The 15,874-nt window shown below is 58.5% G+C and carries 13 protein-coding genes; 5 read left to right on the top strand and 8 right to left on the bottom strand.

Annotation, left to right across the window (positions count from 1 at the left end):
* Positions 1-28: 28 nt before the first annotated feature.
* From ACP15U_RS16305 to ACP15U_RS16290, 4 genes are all read right to left on the bottom strand, one after another.
* A complete protein-coding gene (locus tag ACP15U_RS16305) occupies positions 29-2,704 on the bottom strand; it encodes an ATP-binding protein (RefSeq protein WP_425046215.1) in 2,676 nt (891 codons plus the stop codon).
* Positions 2,704-3,156, bottom strand: coding sequence for a hypothetical protein (locus ACP15U_RS16300; RefSeq protein WP_425046214.1), 453 nt, complete (start codon positions 3,154-3,156; stop codon positions 2,704-2,706). The genes ACP15U_RS16305 and ACP15U_RS16300 overlap by 1 nt, the downstream gene beginning before the upstream one ends.
* Complete coding sequence (locus tag ACP15U_RS16295) at positions 3,153-3,533, bottom strand: response regulator transcription factor (RefSeq protein WP_425046213.1); 381 nt, start codon at positions 3,531-3,533, stop codon at positions 3,153-3,155. Before ACP15U_RS16295 ends, ACP15U_RS16300 begins: the two co-directional genes overlap by 4 nt.
* A 91-nt stretch (positions 3,534-3,624) precedes the next feature.
* A complete protein-coding gene (locus tag ACP15U_RS16290; protein WP_425046212.1) occupies positions 3,625-4,932 on the bottom strand; it encodes a helix-turn-helix domain-containing protein in 1,308 nt (435 codons plus the stop codon).
* Positions 4,933-5,163: 231 nt separating this feature from the next.
* Between ACP15U_RS16290 and ACP15U_RS16285 the strand changes: the two genes are divergently transcribed.
* The 5 genes from ACP15U_RS16285 to ACP15U_RS16265 all read left to right on the top strand — a co-directional run bounded on the left by ACP15U_RS16285 (position 5,164) and on the right by ACP15U_RS16265 (position 10,442).
* On the top strand, positions 5,164-6,516 hold the full coding sequence (locus ACP15U_RS16285) for a substrate-binding protein (protein WP_425046211.1): 1,353 nt from the start codon (positions 5,164-5,166) through the stop codon (positions 6,514-6,516).
* Between the two features lie 100 nt (positions 6,517-6,616).
* The gene (locus ACP15U_RS16280) at positions 6,617-7,639 is read left to right on the top strand and encodes a branched-chain amino acid ABC transporter permease (RefSeq protein WP_425046210.1); all 1,023 of its coding nucleotides are present in this window, start codon (positions 6,617-6,619) and stop codon (positions 7,637-7,639) included.
* Positions 7,640-7,643: 4 nt separating this feature from the next.
* On the top strand, positions 7,644-8,846 hold the full coding sequence (locus tag ACP15U_RS16275; RefSeq protein WP_425046209.1) for a branched-chain amino acid ABC transporter permease: 1,203 nt from the start codon (positions 7,644-7,646) through the stop codon (positions 8,844-8,846).
* Positions 8,847-8,858: 12 nt separating this feature from the next.
* A complete protein-coding gene (locus ACP15U_RS16270; protein ID WP_425046208.1) occupies positions 8,859-9,614 on the top strand; it encodes an ABC transporter ATP-binding protein in 756 nt (251 codons plus the stop codon).
* A 72-nt stretch (positions 9,615-9,686) separates the two neighbouring features.
* Entirely contained in the window at positions 9,687-10,442 is a 756-nt protein-coding gene (locus ACP15U_RS16265) for an ABC transporter ATP-binding protein (RefSeq protein ID WP_425046207.1), read from the top strand.
* A 244-nt stretch (positions 10,443-10,686) separates the two neighbouring features.
* Here ACP15U_RS16265 and ACP15U_RS16260 read toward each other — a convergent pair whose 3' ends face one another.
* From ACP15U_RS16260 to ACP15U_RS16245, 4 genes are all read right to left on the bottom strand, one after another.
* Positions 10,687-11,586 (bottom strand): hypothetical protein, encoded by a 900-nt coding sequence (locus ACP15U_RS16260; RefSeq protein WP_425046206.1) that lies wholly within the window; start codon positions 11,584-11,586, stop codon positions 10,687-10,689.
* A gap of 262 nt (positions 11,587-11,848) precedes the next feature.
* Complete coding sequence (locus tag ACP15U_RS16255; RefSeq protein WP_425046205.1) at positions 11,849-13,513, bottom strand: sulfatase-like hydrolase/transferase; 1,665 nt, start codon at positions 13,511-13,513, stop codon at positions 11,849-11,851.
* A gap of 63 nt (positions 13,514-13,576) precedes the next feature.
* On the bottom strand, positions 13,577-14,401 hold the full coding sequence (locus ACP15U_RS16250) for a formate/nitrite transporter family protein (protein WP_425046295.1): 825 nt from the start codon (positions 14,399-14,401) through the stop codon (positions 13,577-13,579).
* On the bottom strand, positions 14,401-15,639 hold the full coding sequence (locus ACP15U_RS16245) for a DUF3179 domain-containing (seleno)protein (RefSeq protein WP_425046204.1): 1,239 nt from the start codon (positions 15,637-15,639) through the stop codon (positions 14,401-14,403). The genes ACP15U_RS16250 and ACP15U_RS16245 overlap by 1 nt, the downstream gene beginning before the upstream one ends.
* Positions 15,640-15,874: the final 235 nt, after the last annotated feature.

Below are 15,874 nucleotides of genomic sequence, written 5' to 3'. Positions count from 1 at the left end.
GCTCTTTACGACTCCGGGCGCCACCGCCTTACTGTGCAGCCATTTCACGCGGTGCCGGCAGTGTCACACGAAACGCTCCACCGCCTTGACCGTTCAGATACACAATATCGCCATCCAGTCGCTGCATGATCTCGCGGCAGATCGCCAACCCCAATCCGGCGCCTCCGGCACGCTCTGACCCCACCCGGTAAAATTTCTCGAACACCATTGGTCGAGCCTCTGGCGGGATGCCGCTGCCATTGTCGATGAAATCCACAACGATCTGCCCTCCTACATCGTGGGCGGAAATCGTCAGGGTCGGTTCAGCCGCATCACAGTATTTCTGTGCGTTTGCAATGAGGTTGATGAAGACCTGAGACAGCCTGTCCAGATCAGACGACAGCCGCAACCCCGAGCTTCCGAGAACCCGGACGGTCAGTTTGCGCTCTGACCCTGCCAATGCGGCAGCAATGGCACGGTCCAGAACCTCGCGCAGCCTCCCGTCACTGGTGTTCAGCGTCACCTGCCCGCTTTCCAGCACGCTCAGATCAAGCAGGTCGTTCAACAGGCGCGTCAGACGCAATGCCTCGTCATGAATGATCGTCGCATAGCGGGCCCGGGCCTCTTCTTCGAGGTTTCCCGGCTCTCGCAAGATCTCGGAAAACGCCCGTATCGACGTCATCGGCGTTCGCAACTCGTGACTGACCTGACTGAGGAAGACATCCTTCTGCAACGAGATCTGCGTCAGTTTCTCATTGGCTTCGCGCAGCTTGTGCGCGGTTCGTGTCAGCTCAGCCGATTTTTGCTCAAGTTGGCTGGAATATTCCATCAACTGCGCCGACTCGTCTGCTACGGCCAGCAGATCCTCGACCGAGACCGAAGACCCGCCGACAATCTGCCCGATCATCGCATGTGCCGCAGCGGCGCCGACCGAACCGCTCAACTCGCGTTCCAGCGCCTCCAGAAAGGCGGGCGTCGGCTCTGGCAGATAGCTTCGGGCGCCCTGCTTCTCGGCTTCGGCACTGAAAAACTCATGGGCCTGTCGCGCACCGAGGATCCGCTGCGACATGATCATCAGATCCTCGCTCTGGGCGACCGAGCCTGTCCAGCCGCGCGGGCCTGACGAATGTTCAAAGACATTGACGAACTGCGCGCCCTGCAAACGCTCCAGGGGGCTGGGAAACGTAACAACCGAAACAGCGCCAAACACCAAGGTGTTGAGGGCGAGGCTCCACATGACCGAATGCACCAGAGGATCCAGCCCCTCGATCCCGAACAGGGCCTGGGGTCTCAACCAACCCCATCCGAACGGGCCAATCGCCAGCAAACTGTCGGTCATCAACCCGCCGCCCATACCTGGCAGCAAGAGGGTATAGAGCCAGAGAATGAACCCGACACTAAGGCCTGCCAGCGCTCCGGTCCGCGTCGCGCCGCGCCAAAACAGCCCGCCGACCAACGCCGGCAAAATTTGTGCGATCCCGGCAAAGGCAATCAACCCGATCGCTGCCAGAGCGGCACCGCCTCCGGAAAGCTTGTAATAGAAATAGCCCAACGCCATGATCCCCGCGATCGCAACGCGCCGCGAGAAAAGAACCACATTGCGCACGTCGCCGGAAACCGATGCCCCTCCCCCTTTCGATCTGAGCCATATCGGCATCACGATATGGTTCGATACCATTGTCGAAAGCGCCATTGCCGCCACGATCACCATCGACGTGGCCGAAGAAAACCCGCCAAGGAACGACAGCACTGCCAACCCCTCGCGCCCCTGGCTGAGCGGCAAGGCCAGAACAAAAAGATCCGGGTTTGATCCCTCCGGGAGCAGGTCGAGCCCGACAACTGCGATCGGCACCACAAACAGGCTCATCAGCAACAGATAGAGCGGGAATGCCCAAGCGGCGGTGCGCAGATGGCGCTCGTCGTCATTCTCGACGACCATCACCTGAAACATTCGGGGCAGACAGACAAATGCTGCGGCCGCAAGAAACGTGATCGCGGTCCAGCGTCCGCCATCCACTTGCCACGTTCCGATTTCGGAAGCGTCTATTCTGGCCATCGTCGGGCCGATGCCCCCCGAAAGGCCCCAAACCACGAAGATTCCGACCGCCAGCAATGCGACAAGTTTGACCACCGCCTCGATTGCCACCGCGGTGACCACACCATGGTGGCGTTCGTTGGCGTCCAGATTTCGGGTGCCAAAAAGGATTGCAAAGACCGCCAGCCCTCCGGCGACCCAGAACGCAGACGTTCCACCGCTGTAGTATCCGTTCGGATCTGCCTCTGAGAAAATCGAGAAGGACAGCGTGATCGATTGCAGTTGAAGCGCGATATAGGGCGTCACCCCGATCACCGCGAGGATCGTCACGCAGATCGCCAGCGTGTTTGATTTGCCATAGCGGGATGAGATCAGGTCTGCGATCGATGTCACGCGCTGGCTACGGCCGACGCGGACAAGCTTACGCACACCCCACCACCAGCCAACCATGACAAGGGTGGGTCCCAGATAGATCGATACGAATTCCAACCCGGAGCGCGCAGCGTATCCGACCGCGCCATAGAACGTCCAGGCTGTGCAGTAAATCGAGAGGGACAAGGTGTAGACAAGCGGTGACCGCAGCCATGTCGAGCGCCCGGTCGCTGCCAGCCTGTCTGCGGCAAAGGCCACAGCAAACAGCAATACTACATATCCAAGACAGACCAGGATAAGCACGTTGAGCGATGCCATCAGCGCGCCTCCTTCTCCGGATCACCGGGCTGTGCCGCCCCGGCCCGAAGATCGTCCAGCCCGACCCGCGACCGGCCCCAGATTCGGCTGGCCCATGCGAACAGGATACTGGCAACGATCAGCCCGGCCCAGACCGCAAAGACGTACAGGACGGCGACGGACATACGCACCGGGTCTTTCACCTGACTGGTCCCGGGAACAGGCGTCTCGCCTGTTGGCCACAACAATGGAATTGCAAAGAGCACAGCGCCTAACAGCGGCAACAGCTTGGCCGCATCCATCAGCCTTCTGCGCCGGTAGCTGTGACGTTCCAGAAAGACCGGTGGCGGAACTGCCGCGTCGTCGGGACTTGCGCCCAACTCAAACCTGCCTTGCAAACCGGCTGCCCCGTCGCTCACCGCAGGATCGTAGACGGATTGTTGCGGTTCGGTATCCGGTTCGGACGGGTTCACGGGCGGCTGGCCTGCGCGTGCAGATCTCGCACGGCGGTCAGCACTTCCTGATTCGAGAATGGTTTCGTCATGAAGCGACTGACGCCTGCCTTTTCCGCCATGTCCCGGTCGCGAGACTGCCCACGCGCTGTCAGCATCAATACCGGCAAGTCCCGGGTGGTTTCGCCCGAGCGAAGATCTCGGAGTATTTCCATCCCGCTTCTGCCCGGCAGCATCACGTCAAGAATAACAAGATCCGGGGAAGCAGAACGAATGACCTCGACTGCATCGGTTCCATCGGCATGGGTATCCACCTGCCAGCCATCGCGGGTCAGAAGAAATCGGATCGCCTCGCTAATGTTCGGCTCGTCTTCAATCAGCAGAACATTTCGGCTCATATTGTGGCTCCCCTAAGTGTGATGCACAGTTGCGTCCGCGCATTCACTCTTCCCATCCCGACGTCAGATTAGACGGGCATTAACAGAACTGTCAAAACCCTTCGCTCAGGATCGACGGTTCCCGCCGCGCCGGGCACACGTCTCGCGGACAGACCCGGCAACTGCTGCCTACTGGGTCCGAAGGCTCGTCTTCGGCCTCGCTTCCGGGAATCGGCCGCATCAACATAGCGGAACGAAAAACCGGATCTTCTTCGAAATCGGCCATGACCTGCGGCCAGGCAACCGCAAAACACTCAAAAACGGCAGCGTTTCGCCCCTGTTGCGCCACCCGCCGGCGGATCGGAACGAGCGGTCGGTTGAGCGCCACGAACAGCGGCCAGAGCGGGCAGGATTCCCCATGCCTCGGCATATTGAACCCGGTAACCGGCTTGCGGAACAATATGGATCCAGAGGCATCGCAGATCACCAGCCCAAGCTCACCGCCGACAACTGTTTCCGGCATTGCAGCGAGCCGCCGGAATGTTGCGGCGGGATCGACACCGAATTCGCGGGCGAGTTCCAGCGGTGCGATCCCGAGCGTCGTCACAGCCTTGCTGAACGGCTCCAATGGCATGGCCGCAGCATCTTCGACGTAAACTGCAAGCTCTTCATTTGTCAAAATGCGTGCAGCCGGCGAGGTCAGGTGCGCAGCCGCCCGGGTCAGATCTTCGGGCGTTGTCGTACCCTGTTCAAGTTCCGGGAAATGATGCCCGTGGGCCGCAAAAAAGGCTTCGGCTTCTTCTTGTGGAACACCACGCCGTTCGGCGCTGGTTTCGCTTTCGTCAAGATAGGTCACCAACGCCTTGGAACTCTCGGCAAGACGGGCGCTGTCTTCGTTGAGATTGCGATGGAACCGGTCGCGCCATTCCGGCTCCAATTCCCCTGTTTCGGCAAGGATCGACGCGGTCGACCGGATTGCGGCAGCAGTTGACAGAACTTCGTGCAGCGACGCCCCAAGATGCGGGTCATGTGTCAGGCGATCCGAGAGTGTCTCGACCGTCCGCTCAAGCGATGCGATACGACGGTGCGCTGCGGCCATCACCTCGGCCCATCCTGGAAATCGTCCTGCAAATTCGTCGGCGCGATCAATCTCGGCCGACGCCACACCGCTGTCAGCAGCAGCCTCGCGCAGCGTCGCCAGAAGCGCAGCCTCGGCGCCCTCGGTGAGCATCGAGGGCTCAACCCCAAGTACCTGTGCGATATCGACCAGAAGTTTTCCGCCGATTCTGCGCCGGTTGTGTTCAATGAGATTCAGGTAAGAGGCGGAAATACCCACCTGTCGCGCAAGATCCGCCTGTCGCAAGCCCGATATCGTGCGCCGCTCGCGGATCCGGCTGCCAGTCAGGGTGTCACGAGCCATGTATCGCTCCGCTCTCTTTTCCGCGTGGTATCAAGGGCTTTCTGCAACGCAAAATAACACAATTTACAAACGCCCCCGCCCTTCTGTGTAATCATTTACAGAATTATTGATATTTTCAAGGGGTTTGTTGCGCAGTTTTCCGAAACGCCTCCATACTTGCTTTGCACGAATAGTGCCCAGTGCACGCGGGAAGAGGAGCCCGCGGCACGTATCACGAAACGGGAGGAATTCATGTCCAAGAATGATGTCACACGTCGTGGCGTACTAAGGACCGGCGCAATTGCCGGTGCCGGTCTGGCATTGCCGACAATCTTCACGGCCCAGTCCGCGCACGCGTTTACCAACGAGCCGACCGGCGGATCGGTCACGCTCGGCTTCAACGTACCGCAGACCGGCCCCTATGCCGACGAGGGCGCCGACGAACTGCGCGCATATGAACTGGCGGTCGAGCACCTGAACGGTGGCGGTGACGGCGGCATGCTGAACACCTTCTCGTCGAAGGCGCTGGACGGAACCGGCATTCTCGGCAAGAAGGTTGAGTATGTGACTGGCGACACCCAGACCAAGTCTGACGCGGCGCGCGCATCGGCAAAGTCGATGATCGAAAAAGATGGCGCCGTGATGATCACCGGCGGCTCGTCCTCGGGCGTGGCCATCGCCGTGCAGGGCCTTTGCCAAGAGGCTGGCGTTATCTTCATGGCCGGCCTGACACACTCGAACGACACAACCGGCAAGGACCGCAAGGCCAACGGGTTTCGTCATTTCTTCAACGGCTACATGTCGGGCGCTGCTCTGGCACCGGTGCTGAAAAACGCATATGGCGATGACCGCAAGGCCTATCACCTGACCGCGGACTACACCTGGGGCTGGACCCAGCAGGAGTCGATCCAGAACGCCACCGAGGCACTGGGTTGGGAAACCGTCAACAACGTGCTGACGCCGCTGGCGGCAACCGACTTCTCGTCCTACATCGCTCCGGTTCTGAACTCGGGCGCCGACGTTCTGGTTCTGAACCACTATGGCGGCAACATGGTGAACTCGCTGACCAACGCGGTTCAGTTCGGCCTGCGCGACAAGCTGGTGAACGGCAAGAACTTCGAGATCGTGGTTCCGCTCTACTCACGCCTGATGGCCCGTGGTGCCGGCGAGAACGTTAAGGGCATCTTCGGTTCGACCAACTGGCACTGGTCGCTGCCTGACGATGGCTCGAAAGCGTTCGTGAAGTCCTTTGGCACTAAATACGGCTTCCCGCCGAGCCAGGCCGCACACACTTGCTATGTGCAGACCCTGCTCTATGCAGATGCCGTGACCCGCGCCGGATCTTTTGCACCTTGCGCCGTCGCCGAAGCCCTCGAAGGCTTCGAATTCGACGGCCTTGGAAATGGTCCGACCCTGTATCGTGCCGAAGATCACCAGTGCTTCAAAGACGTGCTGGTCGTGAAGGGTAAGGACAACCCGACCTCCGAATTCGACCTTCTGGAGATCGTGGAAGTCACCCCGGCTTCGCAGGTTACCTACGCACCCGACCACCCGATGTTCGGCGGCGCCGATGCATCGCTCGGCCAGTGCAACAACGGCGCCTGATCCATTGACGCCAATTGCCGACCGCGCCGCGCGCGGTCGGCACCGCGCATGACAGCGGGACAACCCGGACATGCGCTCCAAACTTTGACAGGTGGGAATTATGGACGCGATCCTCCTTCAGATTCTGAATGGGCTCGACAAGGGCTCGGCCTATGCGCTCATCGCGCTGGGACTGACACTCATCTTCGGCACGCTGGGCATCGTGAACTTTGCCCACGGGGCGCTGTTCATGATCGGCGCCTTCTGCGCGGTCACCGTTCAGCGCCTGCTGAGCCTTTCATTCGAGACCGTCGACGAGACACAGACGGACTTTCTCGGCAACCCGCTGAAGGTCAAGACACCATATGTCGAAAGCTGGTTCGGCCCCGAAGTAGGAGCCTGGATGATCGACTGGGCCGTTCCGCTGGCGCTTGTCATTGCGATCCCGATCATGCTCGGGGTCGGCTATGTGATGGAGCGCGGCCTGATCAAGCATTTCTACAAGCGTGAGCATGCCGACCAGATCCTCGTGACCTTCGGTCTTGCCATCGTTCTGCAGGAAATCGTCAAGTATTTCTTCGGCGCCAACCCGATCCAGACACCGCCGCCCGACGTCCTGAACGGGGTTGCCAATGTCGGTGCCGCCTTTGGCATGGACATCGTGTACCCGGTCTGGCGGATCGTGTATTTCTGCTTTTCCGCGCTGATCATCGGAGGCATCTTTGCCTTCCTGCAATTCACCACCTTCGGCATGGTCGTACGGGCCGGTATGGCCGACCGCGAAACGGTTGGACTTCTGGGCATCAATATCGACCGCCGCTTTACCATCATGTTCGGCATCGCCGCCGGTGTGGCAGGGTTGGCCGGGGTCATGTACGGACCGATCAATCCGCCGAACTACCACATGGGCATGGACTTCCTCGTTCTCAGCTTTGTCGTGGTCGTCGTCGGCGGGATGGGATCACTTCCCGGGGCGGTTTTGGCTGGGTTCCTGCTGGGCATCCTTGAAAGCTTTGCCTCGACCACCTGGGCAACGACAACCATCCCCGGCATCAACCAAATCATTATCTACCTCGTTGCAATCATCGTCCTGCTCACCCGCCCACGCGGGCTGATGGGCCGCAAAGGCGTCATGGAGGACTAATCGGATGTTTGGACTGGACAAAAAAGACACCACTCTTCTCATCGTCGTGGCGATCCTGACCCTGTTGGCGCCCTTCATTCTCAATCCCTTTCCGACCGAGAGCGGACTTGCACAATTCAATGCGGGCTACCCGGACCTGATGCAGCGCTTTGTGATCTTCGGAATCTTCGCGGTCGGGTTCAACATCCTGTTTGGACTGACCGGCTATCTCAGCTTTGGTCACGCGGCTTTCCTCGGTGTCGGGTCTTACTCGGCGGTGTGGATCTTCAAACTGATGACCTACAACATCCTGCCCGCGATTGTGCTCGCCGTGGTCGTCGCCGGGCTGTTCTCGCTGCTCATCGGGTATGTCAGCCTGCGGCGTTCGGGTATCTACTTCTCGATCCTGACGCTGGCCTTTGCCCAGATGTCCTTTGCGCTGGCCTACTCGGTTCTGTCGAACCCGAAATTCAATCTGACCAACGGCGAAACCGGTTTGCAGGTTTATGCGGATGATCCCCAAATCTTCCACCGTGAAGGTCTGCCGGATCTGCCGCACCTGTTTGGCCTGTCGATGCGGTCGACCTATTCGATGGATGTCGGACCATGGTCGTTCGATTTCAATGCCGGATACTATGTCTGCGCCATCGTTATGATGCTCGCCTTCTACCTGTCGATCCGGATCTTCCGGTCGCCGTTCGGCATGATGCTGCGTGCCGTCAAATCGAACCAGCAGCGGATGAACTACACCGGTCTGAACACCCGCCCCTACACGCTGGCTGCCTTTGTCATCTCGGGCATGTATGCCGGTCTGGCCGGCGGCCTGATGGCGGCGATGGACCCGCTGGCCGGCGCCGAGCGCATGCAGTGGACCGCCTCGGGCGAAGTTGTTCTGATGACCATCCTTGGCGGTACCGGCACATTGATCGGGCCGGTGCTTGGTGCGGGCTTCATCAAGTATTTCGAGAACATCTTCTCGAAGATCAACGACAACGTCCTGCATAGCTGGTTCGCCTTCCTGCCGGATGGAATGGAAGACGCTCTGGTCTTTCTCGTCCACCCGTTCATTGGCAAAGGCTGGCACCTGACACTTGGCATCCTGTTTATGCTGGTGGTGATTTTCCTGCCTGGTGGACTGGTCGAAGGCGGTCAGCGTCTGGCCAAGTGGATCCGGGGTCGCGGTAAAGCCGACGACAAGACAACCGGTAAAACCGAGCCTGCGGAATAAGGAGACGGAACCATGGGTATCCTCGAAGTAAAAAACGTGGCCAAACGGTTCGGTGGCCTGCAGGCTCTGTCGAACGTGGATCTGAGCGTGAAAGAAAACTCGGTTCACGCCATCATTGGCCCGAACGGTGCCGGCAAGTCCACACTGCTCAACTGCCTTGTCGGCAAACTGATCCCCGATACCGGCTCAGTCATGTTCGACGGTCAATCAGTGCTGGGCCGGGCGCCCTACGAAATCAACCAGATGGGCATCAGCCGCGTGTTCCAAACCCCTGAGATCTTTGGCGAACTCACGGTCATGGAAAACATGATGATCCCGATCTTTGCCAGACGCGACGGTGCCTTCCGGATGCATGCCTATGAAACGGTCGCAAACGAGAAGGACGTGGTCGAAGCGGCCGAGAAGATGCTGGAAGAAATGAACATGGCGGACAAACGGCACATGCATGCCGCCGCCATGTCACGCGGAGACAAGCGACGTCTGGAAATCGGCATGTGCCTGTCCCAGACGCCCCGCCTGCTCCTGCTGGACGAACCCACTGCCGGCATGGCGCGGGCCGACACCAACAACACCATCGATTTGCTCAAGCAGATCAGCGACGAACGCGATATCACCATCGCGATCATCGAGCACGACATGCACGTCGTGTTCTCGCTGGCCGATCGGATCACGGTGCTGGCACAGGGGACACCGCTGGTCGAGGACGATCCGCAGAACATCCGCGGCAATCCGAAGGTGCGCGAAGCCTATCTGGGCGAGAGCGCTTAAGGGAGACACATCACTCACCCCGGGAAACGAGCCAGTTGCCCGGAACAAGGCGAGTGAGAAAGGATTTTTGAAATGAACGTCAAACCCGACTTCTCCAAGAACGCCAATATGGCGCAGACCGCACCGGCCTTCCTCTCGGTATGGGACATGCACTCCTACTATGGCGAGAGCTATATCGTGCAAGGCATCAGCTTTAATGTGCACGAAGGCGAAATCCTCGCGCTGCTGGGACGCAACGGGGCGGGCAAAACCTCGACCCTGCGTTCAATCGCCCGTGCCGGTAGCCCCGAGGTGCGCCATGGCGAGATCTGGCTGGATCACCAGCCCCTGCACAAGATGACCTCGTACGAGGCCGCTGCTGCCGGACTAGGATTGGTTCCCGAAGATCGCCGCATCATCCCTGGCCTGACGGTCGAAGAGAACCTGCAACTGGCCCAGATCGCGCCGCCAATCGGTTGGTCACTTGAGCGTATCTACGAATTGTTCCCGCGTCTGGGTGAACGCCGCAAACAGGAAGGCGTCACGCTCTCCGGGGGTGAGCAGCAGATGCTGGCCATTGCCCGAGCGCTTGCCCGGGACATCAAGGTGCTGTTGCTCGACGAACCCTATGAAGGACTGGCCCCCGTGATTGTCGACGAGATCGAAAAGACCCTCATCCACATTAAGGAGCAGGGTATGACCACGGTAATCGTTGAACAGAACGCCGTGCGCGCGCTGGAACTGGCTGACCGGGCCGTGATCCTCGACACCGGCGGTATCGTCTTTGACGGCGCTGCCGCCGAGGTTCTCGAAAACGAGGAACTGCGGGCCGAATATCTTGCCATCTGAACAAAAGTGGTCGGGGCAATGCGCCCCGGCCGCAATCCGAACACTCCCCGTCGCGCTGGGGCTGCCAGTGCGGACACCTTCTTGGGTTGGCTCCATCAGGAACCGGCCCATTTTTTTCCTGACAAGTTAGATTGGGGGCCTCGAAGATGACGGCTTTCACTGTCCGCTGGTTGTCTATATTCAATGTGCCGCCGGACCTTTGGCCCCGCTAAGACACACCGACACCCAAGGAACAGCTGGCTGTTCAGAACCGAACCCGGAAGGTCACCCCCGCCAGTGGCGCCGTTTCATACGACTGGCTGCTGATTTCCGTTCCGTTCACATCATCCAGTGTCAATCGCCCATTCAATTCGGCTCCTGCAAAGACATTGAGCGAGACGCCCGGATTGGGGCTGTAATCAAGAGACAGAACGACAGGGATACTCTTGTCCTCGCCTACCCCATTCGGGGCGAGCCCGTTTCCGTCCAGCCGAAATCTTACCCGTTCCGAACGCGCGACCAGCGACAGCTTGAGCGTGTCCGTCATGGCGTAACTAAGCGCTAGCCCCGGCCCACGCGTCGCACCGAGGCCCGTGCCTGTGTTCAGGTTCCATCTGTCATTGACATCCCAGTCGACCAGAAGTGCCGGGAACACCTCCAGACCGCTTTTTTCCAACTGCGTAAATGCCCCGAATGCCGGACCAATAACGAGGTTTTCATTCACCCGCCACGCAACGCCCGCAAACATGCCGTAAGTTTGCCCGTCGGGCGCGCTTACGCCGCGTTGATAGTCCCACCGAACCTGCGGAGAAAAGAACACGCTGGTTCTTTCCCCTACACCGAAGCGCACCGGGACCGATAACCGAATGTCCCGAATTCCGGTCCACGGCTGATTGACGGCCTGGCTGAATTCATAGTCGAACTGACCAAAACTGGCAGAGACACCGAACGAGGCCCCTTCTCCGGTGTTATAAAGCGAGCTGGCACGCAGAAACGTCCGGTTCGCCTTGAACTCGCCGCCACCGCTCAGGCCAGCACTTCCCTGAAAGGTCGCCAAACCGTCGATCTGGGTCAACCAGCCCACTGGCTGTTGTGCATTTGCCGGTGAGTTCCCCTGCAGCACGAGCGCAAAGCTCAGGGACAGGAACAGGACAAATGATTTCATTGTGTCGGCCTTTCGGATTCGTTGCGCCGGTTTCGGTTGCGCATCTTGGCGAAGTAACGCAAGCCGTTGCGCAGTCAAACTTTTTGAGATCATCTCGGGTATTTTTGGCAACGGATCGATCCAGGATCAAAGCATCGCTGGAACAAATTCCCCCAGCCGCTCCGGGGTCTGGCAGACGACCGTTTCATTTGCCACATCCCGCAGGACACAACGCCTGACGGATCAAGGGCTGTCCGGCCCTGCCCCGGGCCGGACCTGACAATCACTTGGTCACAGACGACTGCTTAAGAAGAAACGCCTCGACCGCTGCGGCTGTTTCCGGACGGATGTTCTCAATGCCCTCGTAAGGCACACCCATCGCCGGAGGAATATCCGGGTACATTTCCTTGCGGCCAAGGTGCCGCTTCAGGATGCGTTGAAACTCTTGCCCGCCCCATGCTCCGACTTCGGTTGAGACCGGGTATTTTTCATGGGTGTCCCGAAAGATGTCGAAGAAATTGGCGAGGATCGCGCTTTCACCTGCTCCGGGAAGGTTCAGCTTGAGCTTGTCCTTCACAATCGCCTTGGGTGTGGCGATGGAGTAGATGATGACGTGGTCACGGCGCCCCTTGGATTCATCCTCAAAGAGGATCGAAGCGGACTGGTCGACCCCATCAACGAGCCGATCGCGCGGGATATACTGGTCGGCACCCGCAAAACGGGCCAGAGTCGTATACAGATCCGAGACATGGATGATGTTGTTGATCATCGTATCCGCTCCGATCATGCCGGGCCAGCGGATGAAGCTGTCTACGCGCACGCCACCCTCGGTGGTGTCGCCCTTGCCACCGCGAAACACCATCGGGGTGTAGCCTGACTGCGGTGAGTATTTGGTGAAATGTCCGTTGTCCCCCATCAGAATGACAACGGTGTTGTCTGCAACACCGACCTCTTCCATCTTTTCAAAGAACGAACCCAGCCATCCATCAAGCATCTGCATCTTGTCGACATAAAGACCACCGTTCGGGCTTTCGGGCCCATCGCGCCCTGCCCGTGTATTGTCGAGCGGAACCATAGGCCAATACTGCAGGAAAAATGGTTCATCCGCGGCGGCGAGACGCTCCAGTTCCTCCATGGCCTTGTCTTGGAACGCCTGGTTCATTTCGTCATATTTGGCGGCCGTCCAGCGTTCGCCGGGTTCCATCCGGATCTCACGGATCGGCCCGCCAGCTTCGCCCTCAACAACGGTCATCATCGCAGAAGAATCCGGGCGGAACAGATCGTCAAGCGTATAGGCCGGGTCAAAATCCGAAATTCCAACACTGACTTGTTCGCGGATCGCATCCTCGTTGAAAATCGTCAGTTGGCCCTGCTGATGGATGGCATGCTGAGCGTAGTCAAACCCCTGGTTCGTTGCGAATGCTTCGGCGACATCGCCCATATGCCACTTGCCAACGTGACTGGTGTTGTAGCCGGCCTGTTTGAGAACCTCTGCCAGAGTGACTTCGCTGCCGGGAAGTCCGAACCCCGAGATATCGACCGATGTATCGCCCATGCCGGTCCGAACCGGAAGGCGCCCTGTCGATTGGGCGACGCGCGTCGGGGTGCAGGACGGCTCGGTATACATGCGCACCATGCGCATGGCTTCGTCCGAAAACTGGTTGATATGCGGTGTCTCATACCCACGAACGGCATTCAGCTCCGGAATTCCCAGATCTCCAAAACCGATGTCGTCGATCAGGATGTTGACGATGTTGGGCGACTTGCCTCCGTTCCCTTCGCGAAACCGGGCAAGAGCGGCGTCAACTGCGACATCATCTTCGGCCCATTGTGCTGCATGCTGTGCTTCGAGAATGTAGTATTCGGCATCATGGATGATCGGCGCGTCCTGAGCCCCCGCCGCCGTGGCGACTAGGATCAATCCGGCCCCTGCAAGAATTCTTCTCATAGGTTTCCCCTCATGTTCATTGACGTTCGGCGCCCGGCCGGGCCCGTTTCAGTTCAGATGCGTTCACGATCCCTCTTGCGGCGGCAAATTGTTGCGGAAGGCAAACCAGAACGGAAGCGCCACCAGCAGCGATCCTCCCAGAATGTTCCCGATGCCCGCTGGGATCACGTTCCAGACAAAGGCATCCGCCCATCCCGGCCCTCCTCCCGATGCCATCGACAAGGAGAAATACCCCATGTTCGCCGGGCTATGCTGCAAGTTCCCCGCAACAAACAGGGAAACAACAAGGAAAATCGGAACGAACTTTCCGAACAGCGTACTGCCCATTGTGGCAAAGAATGCAGCCATTCCGATCAGAGCATTTCCCAACATTCCAGACACAATAATCCGCATCCAAGCCGTTGGTGTTCCTTCCTCCATATAGGACATTTTTTTGGACACCACGTTGGCGAGCGACTCCTGCACATACGAAGGATAGCTCTGTGCAAAAGCGATCACCTCGCCGACCAACAACGCGCCCAACATGTTGCCAAACCAGGCCAGCGCCCAGAACTGAAAGGCCTTAGCCGTGATCTCGCCCCATGACATCTGAAGGAAACTTGCCGGAAGGATCACGTTCGCTTCCGTGAACAGGGCCGCCCGGGAAAGGACAATCATGAAGAACCCGGTTGAGAAGCCCAACCCCTGAAGCAACAACTGTGGCCCATAGGCCGAGACCCCGGTGCTCAGCAAAAGAGAAAACAGCGCACCAAGGGTCACAAAAGCCCCGCCCATCATCGCAAGAACAAAAATCTGCATCGGGCCGAGGCCAAGGTAGAAACCGGCTTCGTGTTTCATGGCCGGCAGGACTTCGTAGGCCGCCAGATGCTGACGCGCAGGCTTTCCCATCACGCGGCCTCACCTTGAGAGGCCGAAGGATCCCCAGTGCGGTTGATGTCCGTCTGCGGGAAAAACTCGGCCCAGACATGCCAAAACAGACCCGGACGAAGGGATTCAACCCGCTCCAGTTTGCCCTGATCGGTTTCACCCCAGAAGTTGCAGCGGGTAACTGGCTTTCCGCTGTCGTTGTAGAAGACGCCGAGGCTTTCGAACTTCTGGTCATAACTGACCACCAGATCACGCCCGCCGACTTTTACGTTGAGCAGATTGTCATTTTCGAACAGGAAGTCATCGGTCCAGCAGGTTGCATCGCCGTTGACGGTCACGCCCCAGACGTAGGTCTTTGTCGGCAAACGATCATCAATGCGGGTCATGTTGTCCATGACCGGTGCAGATTCCTGATGCTGTCGCTCGATCCCCCACCCGAATATCAATCCAACGGCCATATCGAACAGACGCAGGATCGGGTTCTTGGGCGGCATGTTGATAAATACCTCCCCATCCGGAAAGGCCTTCTGAAATGCCCGGAAGCTCATTCGGTAGGTGGGCCAGGGCTTCATCGACAGTTCAGGTTTCATCGGGCAGACCGGGCCTTCCGCCCCGGCTTCCATATCGGAATCCTTCGCCCCATAGATGTGCTGGATCGCTTCACCGGTGTTGTTGTCGCGCAGGATCAGGTTGTTTCCATGCTGGGCCATTACCGTCAGGTCGAGTTTCTGCCCTTCGATCGTCGGTGTGTAACCGACGCCCAGATTGGCCATCGCACAATAGGTCAGCACGACGTCTTCGCCACCCAATCCCTCTTCGTTGCCTGCCATATGTGGTCGAAGCATCTGAGCATCGGAATGAGCCCGGGCGTGGCCGTTGTTTTCAAGAACCATTACGCTGGCAGAGGGGTTAACGTAGTCTTTCGCTACTTCGATCGGGTAGTATTTTGCATTGTCTTTCTGATTGCGCAGGCCGACATGGACCCAGACCCATGTGAACAGAAAAAAGAAGGTAACTAGAACGAGTGCCGCCAAGAGCACCCATCCGTTTCCACCGCCCATCATATAGCCAACAAGGCTGAGCAGCGCAGAAACAACGCCAATCAGGATCAGCTTGCCCTCGTATTTCATGAAACGGACGGTGTTCTCACGTTTCACTTTCAGAAGCATCTGCGATACATCGCCGAGATCTCTGAAATAGACAAAGCCAATTCCAAGAGATACCGCCAATCCGAGGTAAAAAAGCAAGTTAGCAAGCATCGGTTCGATCCTGTCCGGGGTTACCTGTTTCTCTGATGAACGTCGGGGTGTTCCAAAATGAGCCTGATTTCTTCTTCCAGTGCGGACAGGCTTTCCTGAATATCCGGAACAGATGGATCATCCGCGTCTTTGGGCAATAGTCCGACCAGTAATTCATGGTCGCTGCAAATCTGCGCAAAGGTGGGGTTCAAACTGCAAAGAAGTGCGACCTTGGTTCTTTGATCAGGAAAAACCG

It is taken from the genome of Primorskyibacter sp. S87 (genome assembly GCF_049801055.1).
Taxonomy (GTDB): domain Bacteria; phylum Pseudomonadota; class Alphaproteobacteria; order Rhodobacterales; family Rhodobacteraceae; genus JBNAGF01.
Note: the sequence above shows the minus strand (reverse complement) of the source record. Positions and strands in the feature narration are given on the sequence as shown.

Excerpts from the sequence above, each read along its gene's own strand:
- ACP15U_RS16245 (WP_425046204.1), bottom strand. The coding sequence starts at position 15,639 with ATGCTTGCTAACTTGCTTTTTTACCTCGGATTGGCGGTATCTCTTGGA.
- ACP15U_RS16260 (WP_425046206.1), bottom strand. The coding sequence starts at position 11,586 with ATGAAATCATTTGTCCTGTTCCTGTCCCTGAGCTTTGCGCTCGTGCTG.
- ACP15U_RS16290 (WP_425046212.1), bottom strand. The coding sequence starts at position 4,932 with ATGGCTCGTGACACCCTGACTGGCAGCCGGATCCGCGAGCGGCGCACG.
- ACP15U_RS16255 (WP_425046205.1), bottom strand. The coding sequence starts at position 13,513 with ATGAGAAGAATTCTTGCAGGGGCCGGATTGATCCTAGTCGCCACGGCG.
- ACP15U_RS16280 (WP_425046210.1), top strand. The coding sequence starts at position 6,617 with ATGGACGCGATCCTCCTTCAGATTCTGAATGGGCTCGACAAGGGCTCG.
- ACP15U_RS16250 (WP_425046295.1), bottom strand. The coding sequence starts at position 14,401 with ATGGGAAAGCCTGCGCGTCAGCATCTGGCGGCCTACGAAGTCCTGCCG.
- ACP15U_RS16270 (WP_425046208.1), top strand. The coding sequence starts at position 8,859 with ATGGGTATCCTCGAAGTAAAAAACGTGGCCAAACGGTTCGGTGGCCTG.
- ACP15U_RS16305 (WP_425046215.1), bottom strand. The coding sequence starts at position 2,704 with ATGGCATCGCTCAACGTGCTTATCCTGGTCTGTCTTGGATATGTAGTA.
- ACP15U_RS16285 (WP_425046211.1), top strand. The coding sequence starts at position 5,164 with ATGTCCAAGAATGATGTCACACGTCGTGGCGTACTAAGGACCGGCGCA.
- ACP15U_RS16265 (WP_425046207.1), top strand. The coding sequence starts at position 9,687 with ATGAACGTCAAACCCGACTTCTCCAAGAACGCCAATATGGCGCAGACC.
- ACP15U_RS16275 (WP_425046209.1), top strand. The coding sequence starts at position 7,644 with ATGTTTGGACTGGACAAAAAAGACACCACTCTTCTCATCGTCGTGGCG.
- ACP15U_RS16295 (WP_425046213.1), bottom strand. The coding sequence starts at position 3,533 with ATGAGCCGAAATGTTCTGCTGATTGAAGACGAGCCGAACATTAGCGAG.